This window comes from Gemmatimonadota bacterium (genome assembly GCA_026702745.1).
GTDB lineage: Bacteria > JAAXHH01 > JAAXHH01 > JAAXHH01 > JAAXHH01 > JAAXHH01.
On the sequence record JAPPBT010000046.1, the window covers coordinates 1 to 16,333 of the forward strand.

General features: G+C 64.3%; 11 protein-coding genes. 5 read left to right on the top strand and 6 right to left on the bottom strand.

Annotated elements, in window-relative coordinates; genetic code table 11:
- From OXH56_06750 to OXH56_06765, 4 genes are all read right to left on the bottom strand, one after another.
- A partial coding sequence (locus OXH56_06750) for a biotin--[acetyl-CoA-carboxylase] ligase (GenBank protein ID MCY3555008.1) occupies positions 1 to 686 on the bottom strand: 686 nt, incomplete at its 3' end.
- Between the two features lie 77 nt (positions 687 to 763).
- Positions 764 to 1,642, bottom strand: coding sequence for a carboxylating nicotinate-nucleotide diphosphorylase (gene nadC, locus OXH56_06755; GenBank protein MCY3555009.1), 879 nt, complete (start codon positions 1,640 to 1,642; stop codon positions 764 to 766).
- Between the two features lie 13 nt (positions 1,643 to 1,655).
- Positions 1,656 to 3,227, bottom strand: a complete 1,572-nt coding sequence (locus OXH56_06760) for an NAD(P)H-hydrate dehydratase (GenBank protein MCY3555010.1) — start codon at positions 3,225 to 3,227, stop codon at positions 1,656 to 1,658.
- Positions 3,228 to 3,328: 101 nt separating this feature from the next.
- Positions 3,329 to 4,747 carry a hypothetical protein gene (locus tag OXH56_06765; GenBank protein ID MCY3555011.1) on the bottom strand — a complete coding sequence of 473 codons (1,419 nt, stop codon included), beginning with the start codon at positions 4,745 to 4,747 and terminating at the stop codon, positions 3,329 to 3,331.
- Positions 4,748 to 4,995: 248 nt separating this feature from the next.
- On the opposite strand from OXH56_06765, the gene hisA reads away from it, so the two are divergent.
- The 4 genes from hisA to OXH56_06785 are packed head-to-tail and all read left to right on the top strand — an operon-like array spanning position 4,996 to position 11,551.
- Positions 4,996 to 5,751: a 1-(5-phosphoribosyl)-5-[(5-phosphoribosylamino)methylideneamino]imidazole-4-carboxamide isomerase gene (gene hisA, locus OXH56_06770; GenBank protein MCY3555012.1), complete on the top strand. Its 756-nt coding sequence runs from the start codon at positions 4,996 to 4,998 to the stop codon at positions 5,749 to 5,751.
- Positions 5,752 to 5,753: 2 nt separating this feature from the next.
- Positions 5,754 to 7,400 (top strand): response regulator, encoded by a 1,647-nt coding sequence (locus OXH56_06775; protein ID MCY3555013.1) that lies wholly within the window; start codon positions 5,754 to 5,756, stop codon positions 7,398 to 7,400.
- 33 nt (positions 7,401 to 7,433) lie between these two features.
- The gene (locus tag OXH56_06780; GenBank protein MCY3555014.1) at positions 7,434 to 10,418 is read left to right on the top strand and encodes a response regulator; all 2,985 of its coding nucleotides are present in this window, start codon (positions 7,434 to 7,436) and stop codon (positions 10,416 to 10,418) included.
- Positions 10,415 to 11,551 carry an ArgE/DapE family deacylase gene (locus OXH56_06785; GenBank protein MCY3555015.1) on the top strand — a complete coding sequence of 379 codons (1,137 nt, stop codon included), beginning with the start codon at positions 10,415 to 10,417 and terminating at the stop codon, positions 11,549 to 11,551. The genes OXH56_06780 and OXH56_06785 overlap by 4 nt, the downstream gene beginning before the upstream one ends.
- 27 nt (positions 11,552 to 11,578) lie before the next feature.
- Here the strand turns inward: OXH56_06785 and OXH56_06790 are convergent, their stop codons facing one another.
- Positions 11,579 to 13,327 carry an NAD-binding protein gene (locus tag OXH56_06790; protein ID MCY3555016.1) on the bottom strand — a complete coding sequence of 583 codons (1,749 nt, stop codon included), beginning with the start codon at positions 13,325 to 13,327 and terminating at the stop codon, positions 11,579 to 11,581.
- Positions 13,328 to 13,646: 319 nt separating this feature from the next.
- On the opposite strand from OXH56_06790, the gene OXH56_06795 reads away from it, so the two are divergent.
- Entirely contained in the window at positions 13,647 to 15,020 is a 1,374-nt protein-coding gene (locus OXH56_06795; protein MCY3555017.1) for a dipeptidase, read from the top strand.
- On the opposite strand, the gene OXH56_06800 is transcribed toward OXH56_06795, so the two are convergent.
- Positions 15,008 to 16,309, bottom strand: coding sequence for a dicarboxylate/amino acid:cation symporter (locus tag OXH56_06800; GenBank protein MCY3555018.1), 1,302 nt, complete (start codon positions 16,307 to 16,309; stop codon positions 15,008 to 15,010). The two genes, OXH56_06795 and OXH56_06800, sit on opposite strands and share 13 nt — an antisense overlap.
- Positions 16,310 to 16,333 lie beyond the last annotated feature (24 nt).

Below are 16,333 nucleotides of genomic sequence, written 5' to 3' on the forward strand. Positions count from 1 at the left end.
CGCCAGGCGAGCCGGGCGTCAACTTCAGCCAGAAAGGAAGAAGGTCCGGTCGCCAGGTAGTGCCCGTAGGTGGTCTCGAAGGAGTCCAGGATGTCCAGAAACAGTTTCTCGCGACCCACGGGTCGTCCCGATGCGATGCGCAGCGAAGTGGCGGAAGTGGAAAGTTCGTCGGGAAACTGTTCACGGGTATGGTTTACGTTGATCCCCATGCCGATCACGATGACCGATTCGTCACTGGAAACGACGCGGGATTCCGCCAGGATGCCGGCGACCTTGCGTCCTCCCATGAGCAGGTCGTTCGGCCACTTGATTTCCACGGACACGCCGGCGGCCGCTTCCAGGACGGGAGCCACGGCCGCGGCCGCACACAACGTAAGCGGTGGAGTCCGGGCGGTGGGCAGCCGGGGCCGGAGCAGGACGGAAGCCCAGATCCCGCATCCGGGGGGCGAGAACCACCCGTATCCGCGGCGGCCCCTGCCGGCCGACTGCTCATCGGCAAGGCAGACCGTCCCATGGGGCGCGGCCTGTTCGGCCAGGTCCAGGATCACGTCATTGGTGGACCCTACCCGCTCGTGGTATTCCAGTACGCGGCCGAAGATCCGCGATGACAGCATCGCACGCATGCGGACCGCGTCGTATCGGTCCTGGAATCTTGCCAACTCATTGTTCGGGGTAGGGGGGTTCATCGTCGTTCCGTCCCGGAAGGCGGGGCGGTACCCACCGGCGGGAGCCAGGGCCGGCAAGTAGTTCCGGCGCATCTGTTTCAGGTGGAAGCCAGCACATTCAGGCTGATATCGAGTGCCGGCGCGGAATGGGTCAGGGCGCCGACGGAAATCACGTCGACGCCGGTTTTCGCGATCTCGTCGAGCCGTTCCAGCGTGATCGCTCCCGACGCTTCGACCACGATGGACCGATCTGCCGCGGTCAACGCGCGGATCCGGCCGACCGCCGTCCGCATTTCCTCAGTGTTCATGTTGTCCAGCATGATCCAGTCCGCCCCGCTGCGCACGGCCTCTTCGACCTGGTCCAGGGTGCCCGTCTCCACCTCGATGTCGTACCGCATGCCCGAATGGGCCATGTTCGACCTGCACTTGCGGACCGCGCCGGCGATGCCTCCAGCGGCGGCGATGTGGTTATCCTTGATCAGCACCATGTCGAAGAGACCGTGGCGGTGATTGTCTCCGCCGCCGTGCAGTACGGCCCCTTTCTCCAGTTCGCGGAGACCGGGCGTGGTCTTGCGGGTATCCACGATGCGCACTCCGGTGTTTCGCACGGCATCGACGTATCGCCGGGTCATGGAGGCGATGCCGGAAAGGTGACGCATGAAGTTAAGCGCCGTTCGTTCGGCGGTAAGTACAGACGGCGCGGCGCCCCGCACTTCGGCGATGGGCTGGCCGGGTACCAAACGGTCGCCATCGGTCAGCAGGGCCCGGAATTCCAGGCTGGGATCCACCTCCCGGAACGTGAGACACGCCGGGAACAGGCCGGACAGTACACCGGGCTGCCGGGCCTCGAACCGGGCGCGTGTCTGAACGTCGGGCTTCAGGGTCCACGCGGTGGTGATGTCGCCGTCTCCCACGTCTTCACGCAAGGCGCGAGCCACGATTTCCTCTAGTGACACCGGGTCGAATTTCGTGTCCACGGAATCCTGCTTTCTAGGGTGAAATCCGCCCCTCGCCCGCGCCCTTGAACGCGCCGGGCAAATAGTCGATAAGATCACCGGCCACCAGGCTGTGCGGCCCCATGGCTTCCGCGCCGAGATCGCCTGCCAGGCCGTGTAGGTATACCCCCAGGCGGGCCGCGTCCCATGCGCCGAGACCCTGTCCGAGCAGGGCCGCGATGAGACCGGTCAGCACGTCGCCCGATCCGGCGGTGGCCATCCCCGGGTTCCCCGTGGGATTCACCGAGACCTGTCCGCCGGGGGAAGCCACCAGCGAGGCGGCGCCCTTGAGCACGAGCGTAACCTGAAGGGAGCCGGCGGCCTGTCTCGCGGCCGTAACCCGGTCCGCCTCGATGTCGTCGACGGCCATGCCGGCCAGCCTGGACAGCTCGAACGCGTGGGGCGTCATGACCACTTCCGGTGCCGTGCCGGCCAGGCGGTCCGGTTGGCCCGCGAAGGCGTTCACCCCGTCGGCGTCGATGACGACCGGTCGCTCGCTGTTCGATACAACGCGGCGGACCAGCTCGGATGTTTCCTCGTGGCGCGTGAGACCCGGACCGATGGCCAGCACATCAGCCCAGGAGAGCAGTTCCTCGATGTCGGACTCGGCCACAAGAGAAAGCGATCCTTCAGCGGTTTCGGGCAGGCCGCGAAGCATCACTTCCGTGTGCCTGGCCGTCAGGGCATCCATAAGGCCCGCGGGTGCACCGAGCATGACCATGCCCGCGCCGCCGCGCAGGGCTGCCCGAGAAGCCAGCGTGGCCGCTCCCGCCATGCCTGCCGAGCCGGCGACGACGGCGACCTTCCCGCGACTTCCCTTGTGATCCCCGGGCCAGTGAGCCGGAATCAGGCCGGCCATCTCGTTTCGCTCGGGCATGAAGAGGTACAACCCCTCCGCTTCTACGGCAGGATCGGGAAAGCCGATGTCCGCGACTTCCAAACCGCCGCACCAGGAACGGCCGGGGAAGGTGGCCAGGTCGACCTTCATCAGGCCGATCGCGAGGGTATGGTCGGCGCGCACGCAGGTCCACTCCGCGCGGGGGCGGGACTGAGGTAATCCGCAACCGGGCGCCAGGCCCGATGGGGTGTCGACGGAGAGCACGGGGGAAGGGCTGAGGTTGATCACCGCGATGGCGGCGTCGTATGGCTCTCTCGGTGGTCCCTTCAACCCGGTGCCGAGGAGCGCGTCGATGATCAGCGCCGGTGGCCGGTCGGGCATTTCGAGCGGACCGTCGGGCCGGAAGTCCGGAACCAGACCAGCTTCCTCGAGCCTTTCCAGGTGCTTGGCGGCATCGACCGGTAGGTTCGGCCTGTCGGCGAGCACGTGACAGGTCACCGAAGCGCCCCAAAGATGGAGATAACGGGCGGCCACGAATCCGTCCCCGCCGTTGTTCCCCTTCCCGCATACCACGGCGACCGTCTTGCCGGCCACACCTTCCAGCAGCTGTTTCGCAGTTTCCGCCACCCGGCAGCCCGCCCTTTCCATGAGCTCATAGCCGGACAGGCCGAAGTCATCGATGGTGCGTCGGTCAATCGACCGCATCTGGAGGGTGGTACAGAGCTTCATGGTCAACACTCGCAGTCCGGACCGCGCTATGTGCTTTCCGCGCCGGTCACGCCATGCGCGCCGGTCTCTGCATGCGTGCCGGTCACGCCATGCGCGTCGGTCTATGCATGCGCGCCGGTCTCTGCATGCGCGCTATCCTCGTAAAGTAGCTTCCGGGCCTGGTCCCTGTTCCGAATATCATATATGGTCTGGATCGTTTCAAGTTTATCGAGCAGGCGACCGACCTCCGGACCCTCGTGCAGGCCCCGGTCGGCCATGATGTCCGCGCCGTTCAACATCAGGCCCTTTGCCCGCAAACTTCGGTGCCGGGTGTAAAGCCGCAGAAGCTGCCGCGCGGCCTTCGCGATTCTTCCGCTCGCCACGCTATCTTCGTCCGGTCCGTGCGCCAGCGCGAGGAGCGCCACTCCGGGGGTTTCGTCTTTAGACCCCCGCAGAATCCGGCAGAGCGCCTCGTCGTCCGGTTCCCGCGTAGCGGCACCATCGAGCAGCCTCGCCGCCCCGAACACCAAATGGTGAAGCGCCTGCCTTTCCCGATTGCTCAGCCTCAACCGGTCGGCCGCGCCTTCGACCCGTTCAAGGGCCGTGTTTGCACTGCCCGTCGCGCCGCCCGTCGCGCCGCCCGTCGCGCCGCCGATCCGGATGCCGCACAGCACGAGGCTGGCGAACCGGAGGATCCACAGGCTGGTCCGGTCGCCCGCCATTTTAGCTTCGTAACCGGTCAGATGGGGGTAAAGTCCGTGATCCTCCATGAAAACGTCCCGTGCGATGAGCCGGTCCGTCCGTTCCATCCGTTGAGACGCCGGTTCCGACAACGATCCCATCCAACCGGGAAAGAGCGACCCGAACACGCCGGAGCGGATCATGGCGGACACCCGGTCCGACGTGCGACGCCGGCCCATGATCAAGGACAGCTCGTAAAGCAGGCGTTCTCCCGATACCTTCCGCAGGTCTTCGTCGCATGCCGTGATCCATGCTTCTGTAGGGGGCGTGATGTCCAGGCCGAACTGGCCGGCAAGTCGGAACGCCCTCAATACGCGCAGTGGGTCGTCACGAAAGGACGCCTCGGATACCGCCTTGAGCCGCCTTGCCGCGAGGTCGGCCGCGCCGCCCAGTGGATCGATGACCGACGGCCGGCCGTTCAGTACGTCCGCCAGGCGGACGGCCATGGCGTTGATGGTGAAGTCCCGCTTGCGGAGATCCGCCTCCAGGGAATCGCCTTTGAAGGACGAGATATCGATCGTGAACCGGCGCCGCAACACGACGCGTCCGGTTCGATCCGTATCATCGAGCGGCACGAAGGGACACCGCAGGCGGTCTGCCAGTTTCCGACCCAGCGTCAGTCCGTCCGCCGCGAGCGTGAGGTCCAGGTCCCGTACCGTGCGGCCCAGGATGGCATCCCGCACGGAACCGCCCACGAGATAGACTTCGTGATTCACTTCCCGGCACAGATCGGCCAGATCGGAGGCCAGTCGCCTATGGGCCTTCAACAGGGGCTGAACAGGATCGACAAGGGCTGACATCGGGTATTTGAAAGGCGTGGGGTCGTGGGTCGGAGGGGAAATCGGCCATCGCACGGGGAACCGGCGAAGAATGGGCCGGGACGCCCGGTAGCCATCGAGCCGGATTCCACCGAAAACTATGGGCCCGGATCCTCCAAGTCAAGGGATTTGTCGGTTGACAGACCGGCGCTTTCCGGTCCATCTTTAGCACAGGACGCGTAGTTCGGAAGCGCGCCGTCGGACAGGGCTTCGGAGGGTGATGATCCCAGATGCAACTCTACCCCGCCATCGACATCAGACAGGGGCGATGCGTCCGCCTCGTCAAAGGCAGGCGCGACCGGGAAACGGTGTATGGTGACTCCCCGGCGGAGGTCGCGTTGAGATGGAAATCGCAAGGCGCGACTTACCTGCACGTCGTTGACCTGGACGGCGCCTTCACCGGCGAAACGGGCAACCGGAAAAGTGTCGTCGGCATCCTGGAAAAGGCCGATATGCCGGTACAGCTGGGCGGAGGCATCCGTACGCCCGAGACCGTGGAGGCCTGGCTGGCGCTGGGGGTGCGCCGCGTCATCCTGGGCACGGCGGCCGTGGAGCGTCCCGACATGGTGCGGCAGGTGGTGGAGGAGTGGGGGCCGGAACGCATCGTCGTCGGAATCGACGCCAGGGCGGGACGGGTTGCGGTCGACGGCTGGACATCCGGCGGGTCCTGTTCATCCCTCGAACTGGCGGAGGCCATGAAGGAAGCCGGGGTCCGCCGGATCGTCTACACGGACATCGACCGGGACGGTACGATGAACGGACTGAATACCGGTTCGACGGCGCACCTGGCCCGTGAAAGCGGACTGCGGGTGATCGCGTCGGGGGGTGTGGCCACGCTGGACGACCTCGAACGGGCATCCGGAGCCGTCGCGGACGGCCTGGAAGGGGTGGTGCTCGGGAAATCCCTGTACGAAGGAACGATCAATCTGTCGGAAGCCGTGTGCAAATACCAGTCAGCCCCTGGCGCTCAGGACCTTGGAGAGTAAACATGCCGGATAACACCGTCGAAGTCCTGATGATCGAAGACAACCCCGTGCACGTGCAGTTGATTCGTCACTACATGGAATCCAGCCGGCTTACGACCCGGCTGCACGTCGCCGGGACGCTCCGGGAAGGACTGGACCAGATCGGGGAGGCGTCCTTCGACGTGGTGCTGCTGGACCTTGTCCTGCCCGACAGCGCCGATCTCGACACGCTCCACAGCGTCCGCGCGGCCGCGCCGGACCTGCCGGTCATCATACTCACCGGGCTCGACGACGTTTCCCTGGCCGCCACGGCCGTGGAAGCGGGCGCCCAGGACTACATCGTGAAGACCCAGGCCAACACGACCCTGCTGTCCCGGTCCATCCACTATGCCATGGAACGCGTGCGCGCGCGCAGCGGCGAGTGGGACTCTGCCATGTTCAAGTTGGCCCAGCAGCAGTTCCTCAAGGCGGCGCAGATCATGGGGCTCGACGAGAACATACGGGAAAGGCTGCTCTTTCCCCAGCGGACCCATATCGTTACACTCCCCTTTCGCCGGGACGAATACCATCTCGTGGAAAATGTCTTCGGATACCGAGTGCAGCACCTGCTCACCATGGGGCCGACCAAGGGCGGCATTCGCTACCACGAGGACGTGAACCTGGGAGAGGTCTCCGCCCTGGCCATGTGGATGACGTGGAAATGCGCGCTGATCAACCTGCCCTTCGGCGGCGCCAAGGGCGGTGTCCGGATCGATCCGACCGACCTGTCCCGCCGCGAGCTGCAGCGCCTCACCCGCCGCTTCACATCGGAAATAATCGACATCATCGGGCCGGACAAGGACATCCCCGCCCCCGACATGGGTACCGACGAGCAGGTCATGGCCTGGATCATGGACACGTACAGCCAGCAGGCGGGCTACACGGTTCCGGGTGTCGTCACCGGCAAGCCGGTCGTGCTGGGCGGGTCCCTGGGACGCCGCGAAGCCACCGGTCGCGGCCTGGTCTACCTGGTCGAAGCGGCCGCGCAGCACATGGACATGTCCCTGGACGGCGCCACTGCGGTGGTCCAGGGCTTCGGCAACGTGGGCAGCAACACGGCGCGATTCCTGGATGCGGACGGAGTCAGGGTGGTCGCGGTAAGCGACGTCACCACCGGGATCTACAACGCCAACGGACTGTCGCTGGAGGACGTCTTCAAGTACTGCGAGAAAAACCGTTTCCTGTCGGGCTATCCCGAGGCCGACGAAGTCACCAACCAGGAACTGCTGGAACTGCCCTGCGATATCCTCGCCCCGGCCGCGTTGCAGAACCAGATCACCGGCGACAACGCGGACCGGTTGAAGTGCGGGCTCCTGGCGGAAGGGGCGAACGGCCCCACCACGCTCGATGCCGACGAGATCCTCGGGGAAAAGGACGTATTCATCCTGCCGGACGTCCTGGGTAACGCAGGCGGCGTAACCGTCTCGTACTTCGAATGGGTACAGGACACGCAGAACTACACGTGGACGCTCGAGGAGATCAACAGCAGGCTGCACAACATCCTCATCGACGCCTTCGGCCGGACCGTCCACCGGGCTTCCGAAGACCAGATCGACATGCGTACCGCGGCGTTGATCGAGGGAATCAGCCGGGTGACCCAGGCGAAACTGCTCCGGGGGATCTTCCCCTGACGAACGCCGGCCTGCGCTGACCGGGAGGTAGCCATGGCTTCAACGGATTCCGACGCGGCTTCGTCGGAAATCGGCGAGGCTTCGACAGCGATCGACGCGGCTTCGACGGAGATCGACGCGGCGTGGGTACGGCTGCTTCAGAAAGCCGCCTACCTGTGCAGCGTGATCGTCATCGCCTGTTCGGTGCTTGTGCTCGCCGGATGGCAGTTCGATCTCGCCGTCCTGCGGGGATTGGTCAACCCCGGGCGGGTTCCCATGAATCCGCTCACGGCCGCCGCCTTTCTGCTGGCCGGCGGCACGTTGTGCACCCTTTTGCCGAGGAACGCTTCGGCATACCGCAGGTGGACGGGTTTCGCCGGCGCGGCCCTGCTCATGGCGCTGGGAGCCGTCAAGCTATTCGACTTCGATCTGGGCGGCCGGGGGATCGACCAGTGGCTTTTTGCCGAGTCCCTGAGCGGCAACCGCATGGCCCCGCACACCGCCTTTACCTTCATGCTCGTGGGCCTGGCACTCCTGCTGCTCGACCTGCGCGGGCCGAGACACTGGCTGTCCCACGTCTGCGTCATGAACGCCGGGATCATCGCCCTGCTGTCCCTGGCCGGTGCGATCTACAGCACCATGGTCCTGTACAGGGTTTCCGGCGTGATCCCCATCACCCTGAATACCGCGCTGGGCTTCGGCGTCCTGTGCGTCGGCATCTTTTGCGCGCGGCCCCGCCGCGAACCGGCGGCCACCCTGGTCAGCGCCACGGCCGGCGGCCTCATGGCCCGCCGCCTGCTTCCGGCGGCCTTTCTCATTCCCATCATCCTGGGCTGGCTCCAGTTCCAGGGAGAAAGGGCGGGATTCTACGGGGTGGAGTTCGGTCATTCGATCTTCGTGGTCTGCAACGTGATCGCCTTCAATATCCTGATCTGGTGGAACGCCCGCTCGATCGGGCAGATCGACGCGGAACGGACGCGAATAGCCCACGAACTGCACCGGCAGAACGCCCTGCTGGAGCAGACGACCCACGACATGGTGCTCTTCCAGGGGGAACTCCAGGAAGCCAAGGAGTCGGCCGAGGAAGCCAGCCGGGCCAAAAGCGAATTCCTCGCCAACATGAGTCACGAGATCCGCACGCCGATCAACGGGATCACCGGCATGACCCAGCTCATGCTGCATACCGACCTCACCTCCCGGCAGCGGGAGTTCATGCGGCTCATCGATCAGTCAACGGAATCGCTCCAGGGCCTTTTGAACGATATCCTGGACTTCTCGAAGATCGAGGCCGGCCGCCTGGAACTCGAATCGATCCCTTTCGAATTGCGGGAGCGCATCGCCAATACGGTGCAGGCCATGTCGATACCCGCTTCGGAAAAGGGCCTCGAGCTAGCGTACCAGGTCGCTCCCGACGTGCCCGACCAGTTGTTGGGCGACCCGGGACGGTTGAGCCAGATCGTGATCAACCTGGTTGGAAACGCCATCAAGTTCACGGAAACGGGCGACGTGGTCCTTTCCATGTCGCTGGCCTCGGAATCGGAGGGAGCCGTGACGCTGTCCTGCTCGGTGGCCGACACCGGCATCGGCATTCCGGAAGACAAACAGCAACTGATCTTCGACGTTTTCAGCCAGGCGGACAGTTCCATGTCGCGGAAGTATGGCGGTACGGGCCTGGGACTGGCCATCTGCGCGCAACTGACCGCCATGATGAACGGACGCATCTGGGTCGAAAGCGAAGAAGGCCGGGGAAGTACCTTCCACTTTACCGTCGAAATGCAAAAACGGCGCGACGCGGTGGAAAAGCCGGCCGTAGACGCCGGGCCGCTGGCCGGCCTGCGGGTACTCGTTGTCGACGACCATCCCACCAATCGGAGGTTCCTGGTCGACATGCTGGCCGAGTGGTCCATGCAGACAATGGAAGCCGGCACGGGCGTGGAGGCCCTCGCCGCCCTGACCGGCGATGGCGGCGAAGCCATCCGGCTGGTCCTGCTGGACGAAACCATGCAGGAAATGGAAGAATACGGTCTCATCCGGGAAATCAACCGGTGTGCCGAAGGACGGGACCTCGCCATCATCCTGCTGGTCACCGCCGGACAGCGGGACGATCTTGAGTTCGGCAAGTCGTTCGGAATTGCCTGTTCAGTCAGCAAGCCGGCCAAGCAGTCAGACCTGCTGAATGCCATCATGGAAACGGTGGCCGGCACGGGCAGCCCCGCGCTGGAAGAGGGCGCCGAAGGCTTGTCCGATGGAGTGGTGCCGAGACGCATCCTCCTGGCCGAGGACGGTGCCGTGAACCAGCGCGTCGCGGTCCTCATGCTGGAGTCCAGGGGCCACGAGGTCACCGTGGCGAACAATGGCCGGGAAGCGGTCGAGCGGTTCAAGTCCGGCGCGTTCGACCTGATCCTGATGGACGTGCAGATGCCCGAGATGGATGGACTGGAGGCGACGCGGACCATTCGCGGCCTGGAAACGGGCGGCGATCATATCCCCATCGTCGCCATGACGGCCCACGCCATGAGCGGCGATCGGGAGCGGTGCCTGGAGGCGGGAATGGATGATTACCTGTCCAAGCCCATCCAGGCCCAGTTGCTTTACGCGGCGGTGGAAAGCGCGCATGTGGTCGGCAGTCCACCGGCCAAACCGGAAACCCCATCATCCACCGTTATTACCGACTCCGCGCCGGTCGATTGGGAAAAGGCCGTGGCACAGGTTGGCGGGGACGAAGCCATCGTCGCTGAGCTGGCCAGACTCTTCCTGGCCGAGTGCCCGGGACTCGAGACCGGCATACGCGAGGCGGTCGCTGCGGGGAACACCGCCGACCTGAGACGGCATGCCCATACGTTGAAAGGATCCGCAGGGGTTTTCAAAGCCGAGGCCGCCGTGGACGTCGCCCAGCGTCTTGAACAGATGGGCAGGGAAGGCGACCTGGACGGTGCGGAAGAGTTCCTGGCGACGCTCGCCCATGAACTGGATCGGTTGAAGCCGGCCCTTGCGGAACGGATAGCCGAAGCGAAACTGCAGGCAGGGAGTGAAAAATGACCAGCACGCTCCAGGAGCTCACCGCCAGACTCGTTTCGATTGACTCGACGAATCCCTCGCTGTCACCGGACGCCGCGGGCGAGCAGGAAATCGCCGCCTTCGTCGCGGACTGGTGCCGGGACCGGTCCCTCGACGTGCGGATCGTGGATGCAGACGGACGTCCCAGCGTGGTTGCCGTCGCGCGGGGTACGGGGGGCGGCCGCGCGCTCATCCTGAATGGTCATCTCGATACGGTCGGCGTTGACGGCATGGACGATCCCTTCCGTCCGAGGGTCGAAGCGGGCAGGATGTACGGTCGCGGCGCCGGCGACATGAAGGCTTCCGTCGCCGCGATGATGGCTGCATTGGCCAGCGCGCGGTCCATGAATCTGAGGGGGGACGTGGTCATGACGGCCGTCGCCGATGAAGAGGCCTACAGCGTCGGCACCACGGCCGTCCTGGACAGCGGCGTGACGGCCGACGCAGCCATCGTGACCGAACCCACCGACGGGGATGTCCTGGTAGCGCACAAGGGTTTCGTCTGGGCGGATGTCATCACGCAGGGTCGTGCCGCCCATGGCTCCAGGCCGGTCGATGGCATTGACGCCATCACGAAGATGGGGGCGTTCCTCCAGGGGCTCGGAAACCTTCAGGCCGAACTGGAAAACCAATCGGGCGATCCGCTGCTCGGTACCGGATCGGTGCATGCATCGGTTATCGCCGGCGGCCGTGAGATGTCAAGCTATCCAGCGACCTGCCGCCTGGGCGTGGAACGGCGCACGGTCCCGGGAGAGACGGCACGGAGCGTGATCAGTGAACTGGAAGATATCGCCGAACGATGCCGCCAGGCCGATCCGGATTTCAAGGCCGCGATCGATCTGACCTTCGAACGGCGGCCGTTCTCGATCGATGCCGGTCATGAGATCGTTGAACTGGTCAGGGAGGTCGCCGAACGGACATCCGGCCACAGGCCCCGTGTTGCCGGGAGTGCCGGCTGGATGGACGCCGCGCTGCTGAGCGAGCGCTCAATCCCGACAGTAATCTACGGCCCGGTGGGAGGCGGCTTCCACGGGGATGATGAATGGGTGGACGTGGCGTCGATCGAAACCTGCGCCGAGGTCCTCGCTGAGGTAGCAAAATCGTTCTGCGCATGACCCGGCGCAATACGGCCCTGTGCCGGGTTACGTTCTCTTGCCGTACCGCTCCAGGTACCTGTTTTCCGCTTCGATCGTCCCAATGAGCAGGATCTCGCACCCGGTGGACAGCTTCATCGACGGAGGGGGACTCACGATGCTCTCTTTCCCGGTGAAAACGGCTGCGATGTAACATCCCGTCTCCGGATAGACCTGCGACTCGGCGATGGTATTGCCGGCCAGTTCGCGGGGAAGCCGGACCCGGAAGAAGTTCAACCCTTCCGTGATCATGACGATGTCGTTCCGCTTGAGCAGGTTCAGGATGATGTTGGCGCCCATGGAAGCGTAGGACATGACGAAATCCGCCCCTGCACGGTGGAGCGCTTCCACGTTCCGTTCCTGTTTCGCCCGCGTGATGATCTGGATATCCGGCCGCAACTTGCGGCAATAGATCGTGAGGTAGATGTTCATGTCGTCTTCATGGGACGTGATGATGACGGTGGGCGCGTCCATGAGTCCGGCATTCTTCATGGTCTCGATATCCGCCGCGTCGCCCAGTACGTAGTGCTTTTCATTCCGGATCCGGTCAGGCTGCTGTTCGATGATCCGGTAGTCCAGCCCTCTTGCCGCGAGCGTGCCTCCCGCGGACCGTCCCACCCGTCCGCCACCGATGATGACAATGGGCGGATCGGAGACGTTGTAGATGGCGAAGAGCTCGTTGTAGGAAGTGATCTGGCTCTCCGTTCCCAGGAGCACCAGGATCATCCGCTCCGTCAGCGGCGTATCGGGCGCGATCACGTGGAACCTCCCCCGCTCCCATACGCCGACGACCGTGACGCCCGTCAATTCGCGAAGCCGCGTCTCGCGCAGGGTCTTGCCGATGAGCGGGGTATCTACGATGCTCGCGTCGGCGACCATCAGGTCTTCCACGTTTCCGAGGACGTGGGACATGGAATCCACGCTCGACGCAAGCCGGGCGAGGAGCTGTCCCATCTGCTGTCCCAGCTGGATCACGTGGGTGCAGCCCGCCAGCTCGAGGATATCCACGGAGTCGGGAGAATTTGCCGTCGCCAGGATAGGGATTTCCCGGTTGATATTTCGGATTGTGAAGGCGATGCTGGTATTCAGGGTGTCCTTGCCGGTGGCTACGACGAGCGCCGCCTGGTCCACGTTCGCGTGCCGGTAGGTTTCCGCGTTGTCCAGGTCGCCGTACACGACGTTGAGACCCCGGTCGTGGAGGAGAAGCGCTTCGTCCAGGTCCGGTATGATGAATACGTAATCGTTCCCGTACTGTTTGAGCCGGGCGGCGAGCGAACTCGTCACCTCGTCGTGATGGGTGATGACCACGTGTTCCTGGAAGTTCGGTTCCAGCGTCCGTGGGGCGCGCGCGATGGAGTGGGCGCTGAGCCAGGGCCGGTAGATGAACTCGACAAAGGCTACGGGAAGCACGATGATCAGCGTCGTCAGGCCCGTCAACAGCACGCACAGGGAGAAAATCCGTCCCAGGTCGCTGGTAAAGACGATGTCGCCGTATCCGAGCGTGGTCATGGTGACCAGCGTCCAGTAGAAACCGGTGAACCACGAATGTTCCCGTCCCTCCATTTCCTGGAGCTCGTGGAACAGCACCGTATAGACCATGATCAACAGGAAGAGGAGGATGAAGAACCGGTAGAAGAACTTCAGGTTTCCCGATCCGATCGTGGTGCGCAACACGCCCAGGTACTGTTTCAGGAAGGTCTGCATGGCGAATCCGGGGTTGCCGGTTGTGGCCTGACGGCCGGTTGCGGTTCGGGGCACGACGCGGTGAATCCTTTCCGCGCCGTGCACTGCGCTGGTGCCGTGCACTGCGCTGGCACCGTGCACTGCGCTGCGAAGTTACCAGTCTAAAACCATGGGGGCATACTGTCAAGCCCACACGGAAAGACCGCAGCTGAATTGTCGAATCCCTCCCGGCTCCGTCCGATCCGCAGTCCCGTCCACGGCCCCGTCCCCCGCGTTTTCTTCTTGCTCCACCGCACGCCGATCCTGTAAGGTGCCAGACGCACGCGGCGTTTCGTCGCGGACGACCAGCGGCCGGTACTCATCTCATCATCCCCAACGAACGGAATCGCAGACCATGGACAACGTCATTTCCTACCTGGCAGGACGGCGTACCCAGGCCCTGGAGGGCTTGAAGGACTTTCTACGCATTCCCAGCGTGAGCACCCATCCCCACCACCGCGAGGACCTGGGCCGGTGCGCCCGGTTCCTCGCCGACGAACTGGAGCGGATCGGCATGCAGAACGTGGCCGTGAACCCCACGCCCGGCCATCCCATTGTGACGGCGGATTGGCTCAATGCGCCGGGCAAGCCTACCGTATTGTTGTACGGCCACTACGACGTCCAGCCGGCGGAACCCTTTGAGTTGTGGGAGAGCGATCCCTTCGATCCCGTAATCCGGGGCGACAACCTCTACGCCCGCGGGTCGACGGACGACAAGGGGCAGGTCTGGCTGCACGTGAAGGCGCTGGAGGCCCACCTTCGGGAGAATGGGCGCCTGCCGGTGAATGTCCGCATGTTGATCGAGGGCGAGGAAGAGGTCTCGAGCGAGAACCTGGAAGCCTACCTGGATAGACACAGGGAAGCACTGGCGGCGGACGTGGTGGTCATTTCCGACACGTCCATGTTCGACTACGAGCAACCCTCGATCGGGTATGCCCTGCGGGGCATGGCCTACATGGAGGTCCGCCTCGAGGGACCCAACAAGGACCTGCATTCGGGTGTCTACGGCGGCGCTGTTCCCAACCCACTGAACGTGCTGTCGGAGATGCTGGGCAAGATGGTGGACGACGACGGAAGGATCACCGTGCCCGGTTTCTACGACGACGTCCTGCCCCTGGACGATGAAGAGCGTGCGTCCCTTGCCGCGCTGCCCTTTGACGAGGAAGGTTTCGCCGGGAAACTGGGCCTGCCGGAGGCCACGGGCGAGAAAGGCTACTCGGTCGTGGAACGCCTGTGGGCGCGGCCCACCCTCGATGTAAACGGGATGCTGGGAGGATTCACAGGCGAGGGATCGAAGACCGTGATCCCGTCGAAGGCCATGGCCAAGGTGAGCATGCGCCTCGTTCCGAACCAGGATCCCGACAGGATCGCCCGGTCGTTCGAAGACTACGTCAGAAGCCTGGCACCGCCCTCGGTCAAGGTGGAAGTCATCCATCACGGCACGGGCAAGCCGGTCCTCACGGCACGGGACCATCCCGCGGTGACGGCCGCCCACGAGGCCATTACGCGGGGCTTCGGCAAGGAACCCGTCTACATCCGGGAAGGCGGGAGCATCCCGGTGGTGGCCATGTTCGAGGAGATCCTCGGCCTGCCCACGGTGCTGATGGCCTTCGGCCTGCCCGACTGCGACGCCCACGCGCCCAACGAGAAGTTCCACCTGCCCAATTTCTACCGGGGCATCGACAGTGCGGCCTGGTTCTACGAGGAATACGGACGTTACGCGGACTGACTGGCGGCCGCCCGTTTCTCCATGGCATCCACCGAGGTCGCCACGGCGGCGTCGCCCGTGACGTTCACCGCGGTGCGGCACATGTCGAGGATGCGGTCGACGCCGAGGATCAGCGCGATGCCCGCGGCCGGAACGCCGATGGTCTCGAGGATGATGATCAGCATGATGATGCCCGCGCCGGGCACCGCGGCGGTGCCGATGGAGGCGAGGACGGCCGTGAGGACGATCTGCAGCTGGGCGGTCATGTCGAGCCCGAGACCGAGGGCCTGGGCGATGAACACAGCGGCCACGGCCTGATAGAGCGCCGTGCCGTCCATGTTGATCGTGGCGCCGAGAGGCAGGACGAAGGACGAAACCTCTTTTGAAACCCCGAGATTCCGTTGGCTCACATCCATGGTGACCGGGAGCGTGGCCCCGCTGGAACTGGATGAGAAGGCCAGGAGCTGGGCCGGGGCGATACCCCTGAAAAACCGCCCGATTTTCATGTTGGAGAAGATCTTGAGCATAACCGGGTAGGTGATGATGCCGTGGATCAGCAGTCCCACGAGAACTACCAGGCAGTAAAAGCCCAGGGCGCCAAGGAGTTCACCGACCGCGGACAGGTCGTCCCGGGCAACCTGGTTGATGGTCTTGGCGATCAGGGCGAAGACCCCTATGGGGGCGACGACCATGATCATGTTCACGATCTGGATGATGACCGACGTGAGACCGGAGAAGAAGTCCACCAGGGGTTTGCTCTTGTCGGACGGGATCAGTACCAGGGCAATGCCGAAGAGGAGTGAGAAGAAGACGACCTGGAGCATGCGCCCGTTGTTGCTCAACGCGCCGAAGATGTTGTCGGGGGTCATGTCCACGAAGACCTGCAGCGGACCCCGCTCCCTGGCCGTATCGGCCCGTTCCATGTCGGATTCCGCGTCGGTCTGGTAGGCCGCCTGCAGCTGTTCCTGCAGTGCCTGGGGCACGCCGGTCCCGGGTTCGAGCAGGTTGACCATGACGAGCCCGATGGTCACCGAGACGGTCGTCGTGAGGATGTAGATGGCGATCGTCCTTCCCCCGATGCGCGACAGTTTCCTCACGTCCGACAGGGAAGCGACGCCCATGATAAGCGAGCCCAGCACGAGGGGCACCGCGATGACCTTGAGCAGGTTCAGGAAGATGTCGCCGAAGGGCGTGATCCAGTCCTCGGTGAACCGGCTCCAGCCCATGGCCGCGGAGAGGATCCCGTAGAACAATCCGAGAATCATCCCGATGATGATCTTCCAGTGCAGGGGAAGGCGCCACAGGTTCATAAAGTATGATCGCTCCGCGGTCTC

Coding starts and splice junctions, on each gene's coding strand:
- OXH56_06760 (MCY3555010.1), bottom strand. CDS start 3,227: ATGAAGCTCTGTACCACCCTCCAGATGCGGTCGATTGACCGACGCACC.
- OXH56_06765 (MCY3555011.1), bottom strand. CDS start 4,747: ATGTCAGCCCTTGTCGATCCTGTTCAGCCCCTGTTGAAGGCCCATAGG.
- hisA (MCY3555012.1), top strand. CDS start 4,996: ATGCAACTCTACCCCGCCATCGACATCAGACAGGGGCGATGCGTCCGC.
- OXH56_06775 (MCY3555013.1), top strand. CDS start 5,754: ATGCCGGATAACACCGTCGAAGTCCTGATGATCGAAGACAACCCCGTG.
- OXH56_06780 (MCY3555014.1), top strand. CDS start 7,434: ATGGCTTCAACGGATTCCGACGCGGCTTCGTCGGAAATCGGCGAGGCT.
- OXH56_06785 (MCY3555015.1), top strand. CDS start 10,415: ATGACCAGCACGCTCCAGGAGCTCACCGCCAGACTCGTTTCGATTGAC.
- OXH56_06795 (MCY3555017.1), top strand. CDS start 13,647: ATGGACAACGTCATTTCCTACCTGGCAGGACGGCGTACCCAGGCCCTG.
- OXH56_06800 (MCY3555018.1), bottom strand. CDS start 16,309: ATGAACCTGTGGCGCCTTCCCCTGCACTGGAAGATCATCATCGGGATG.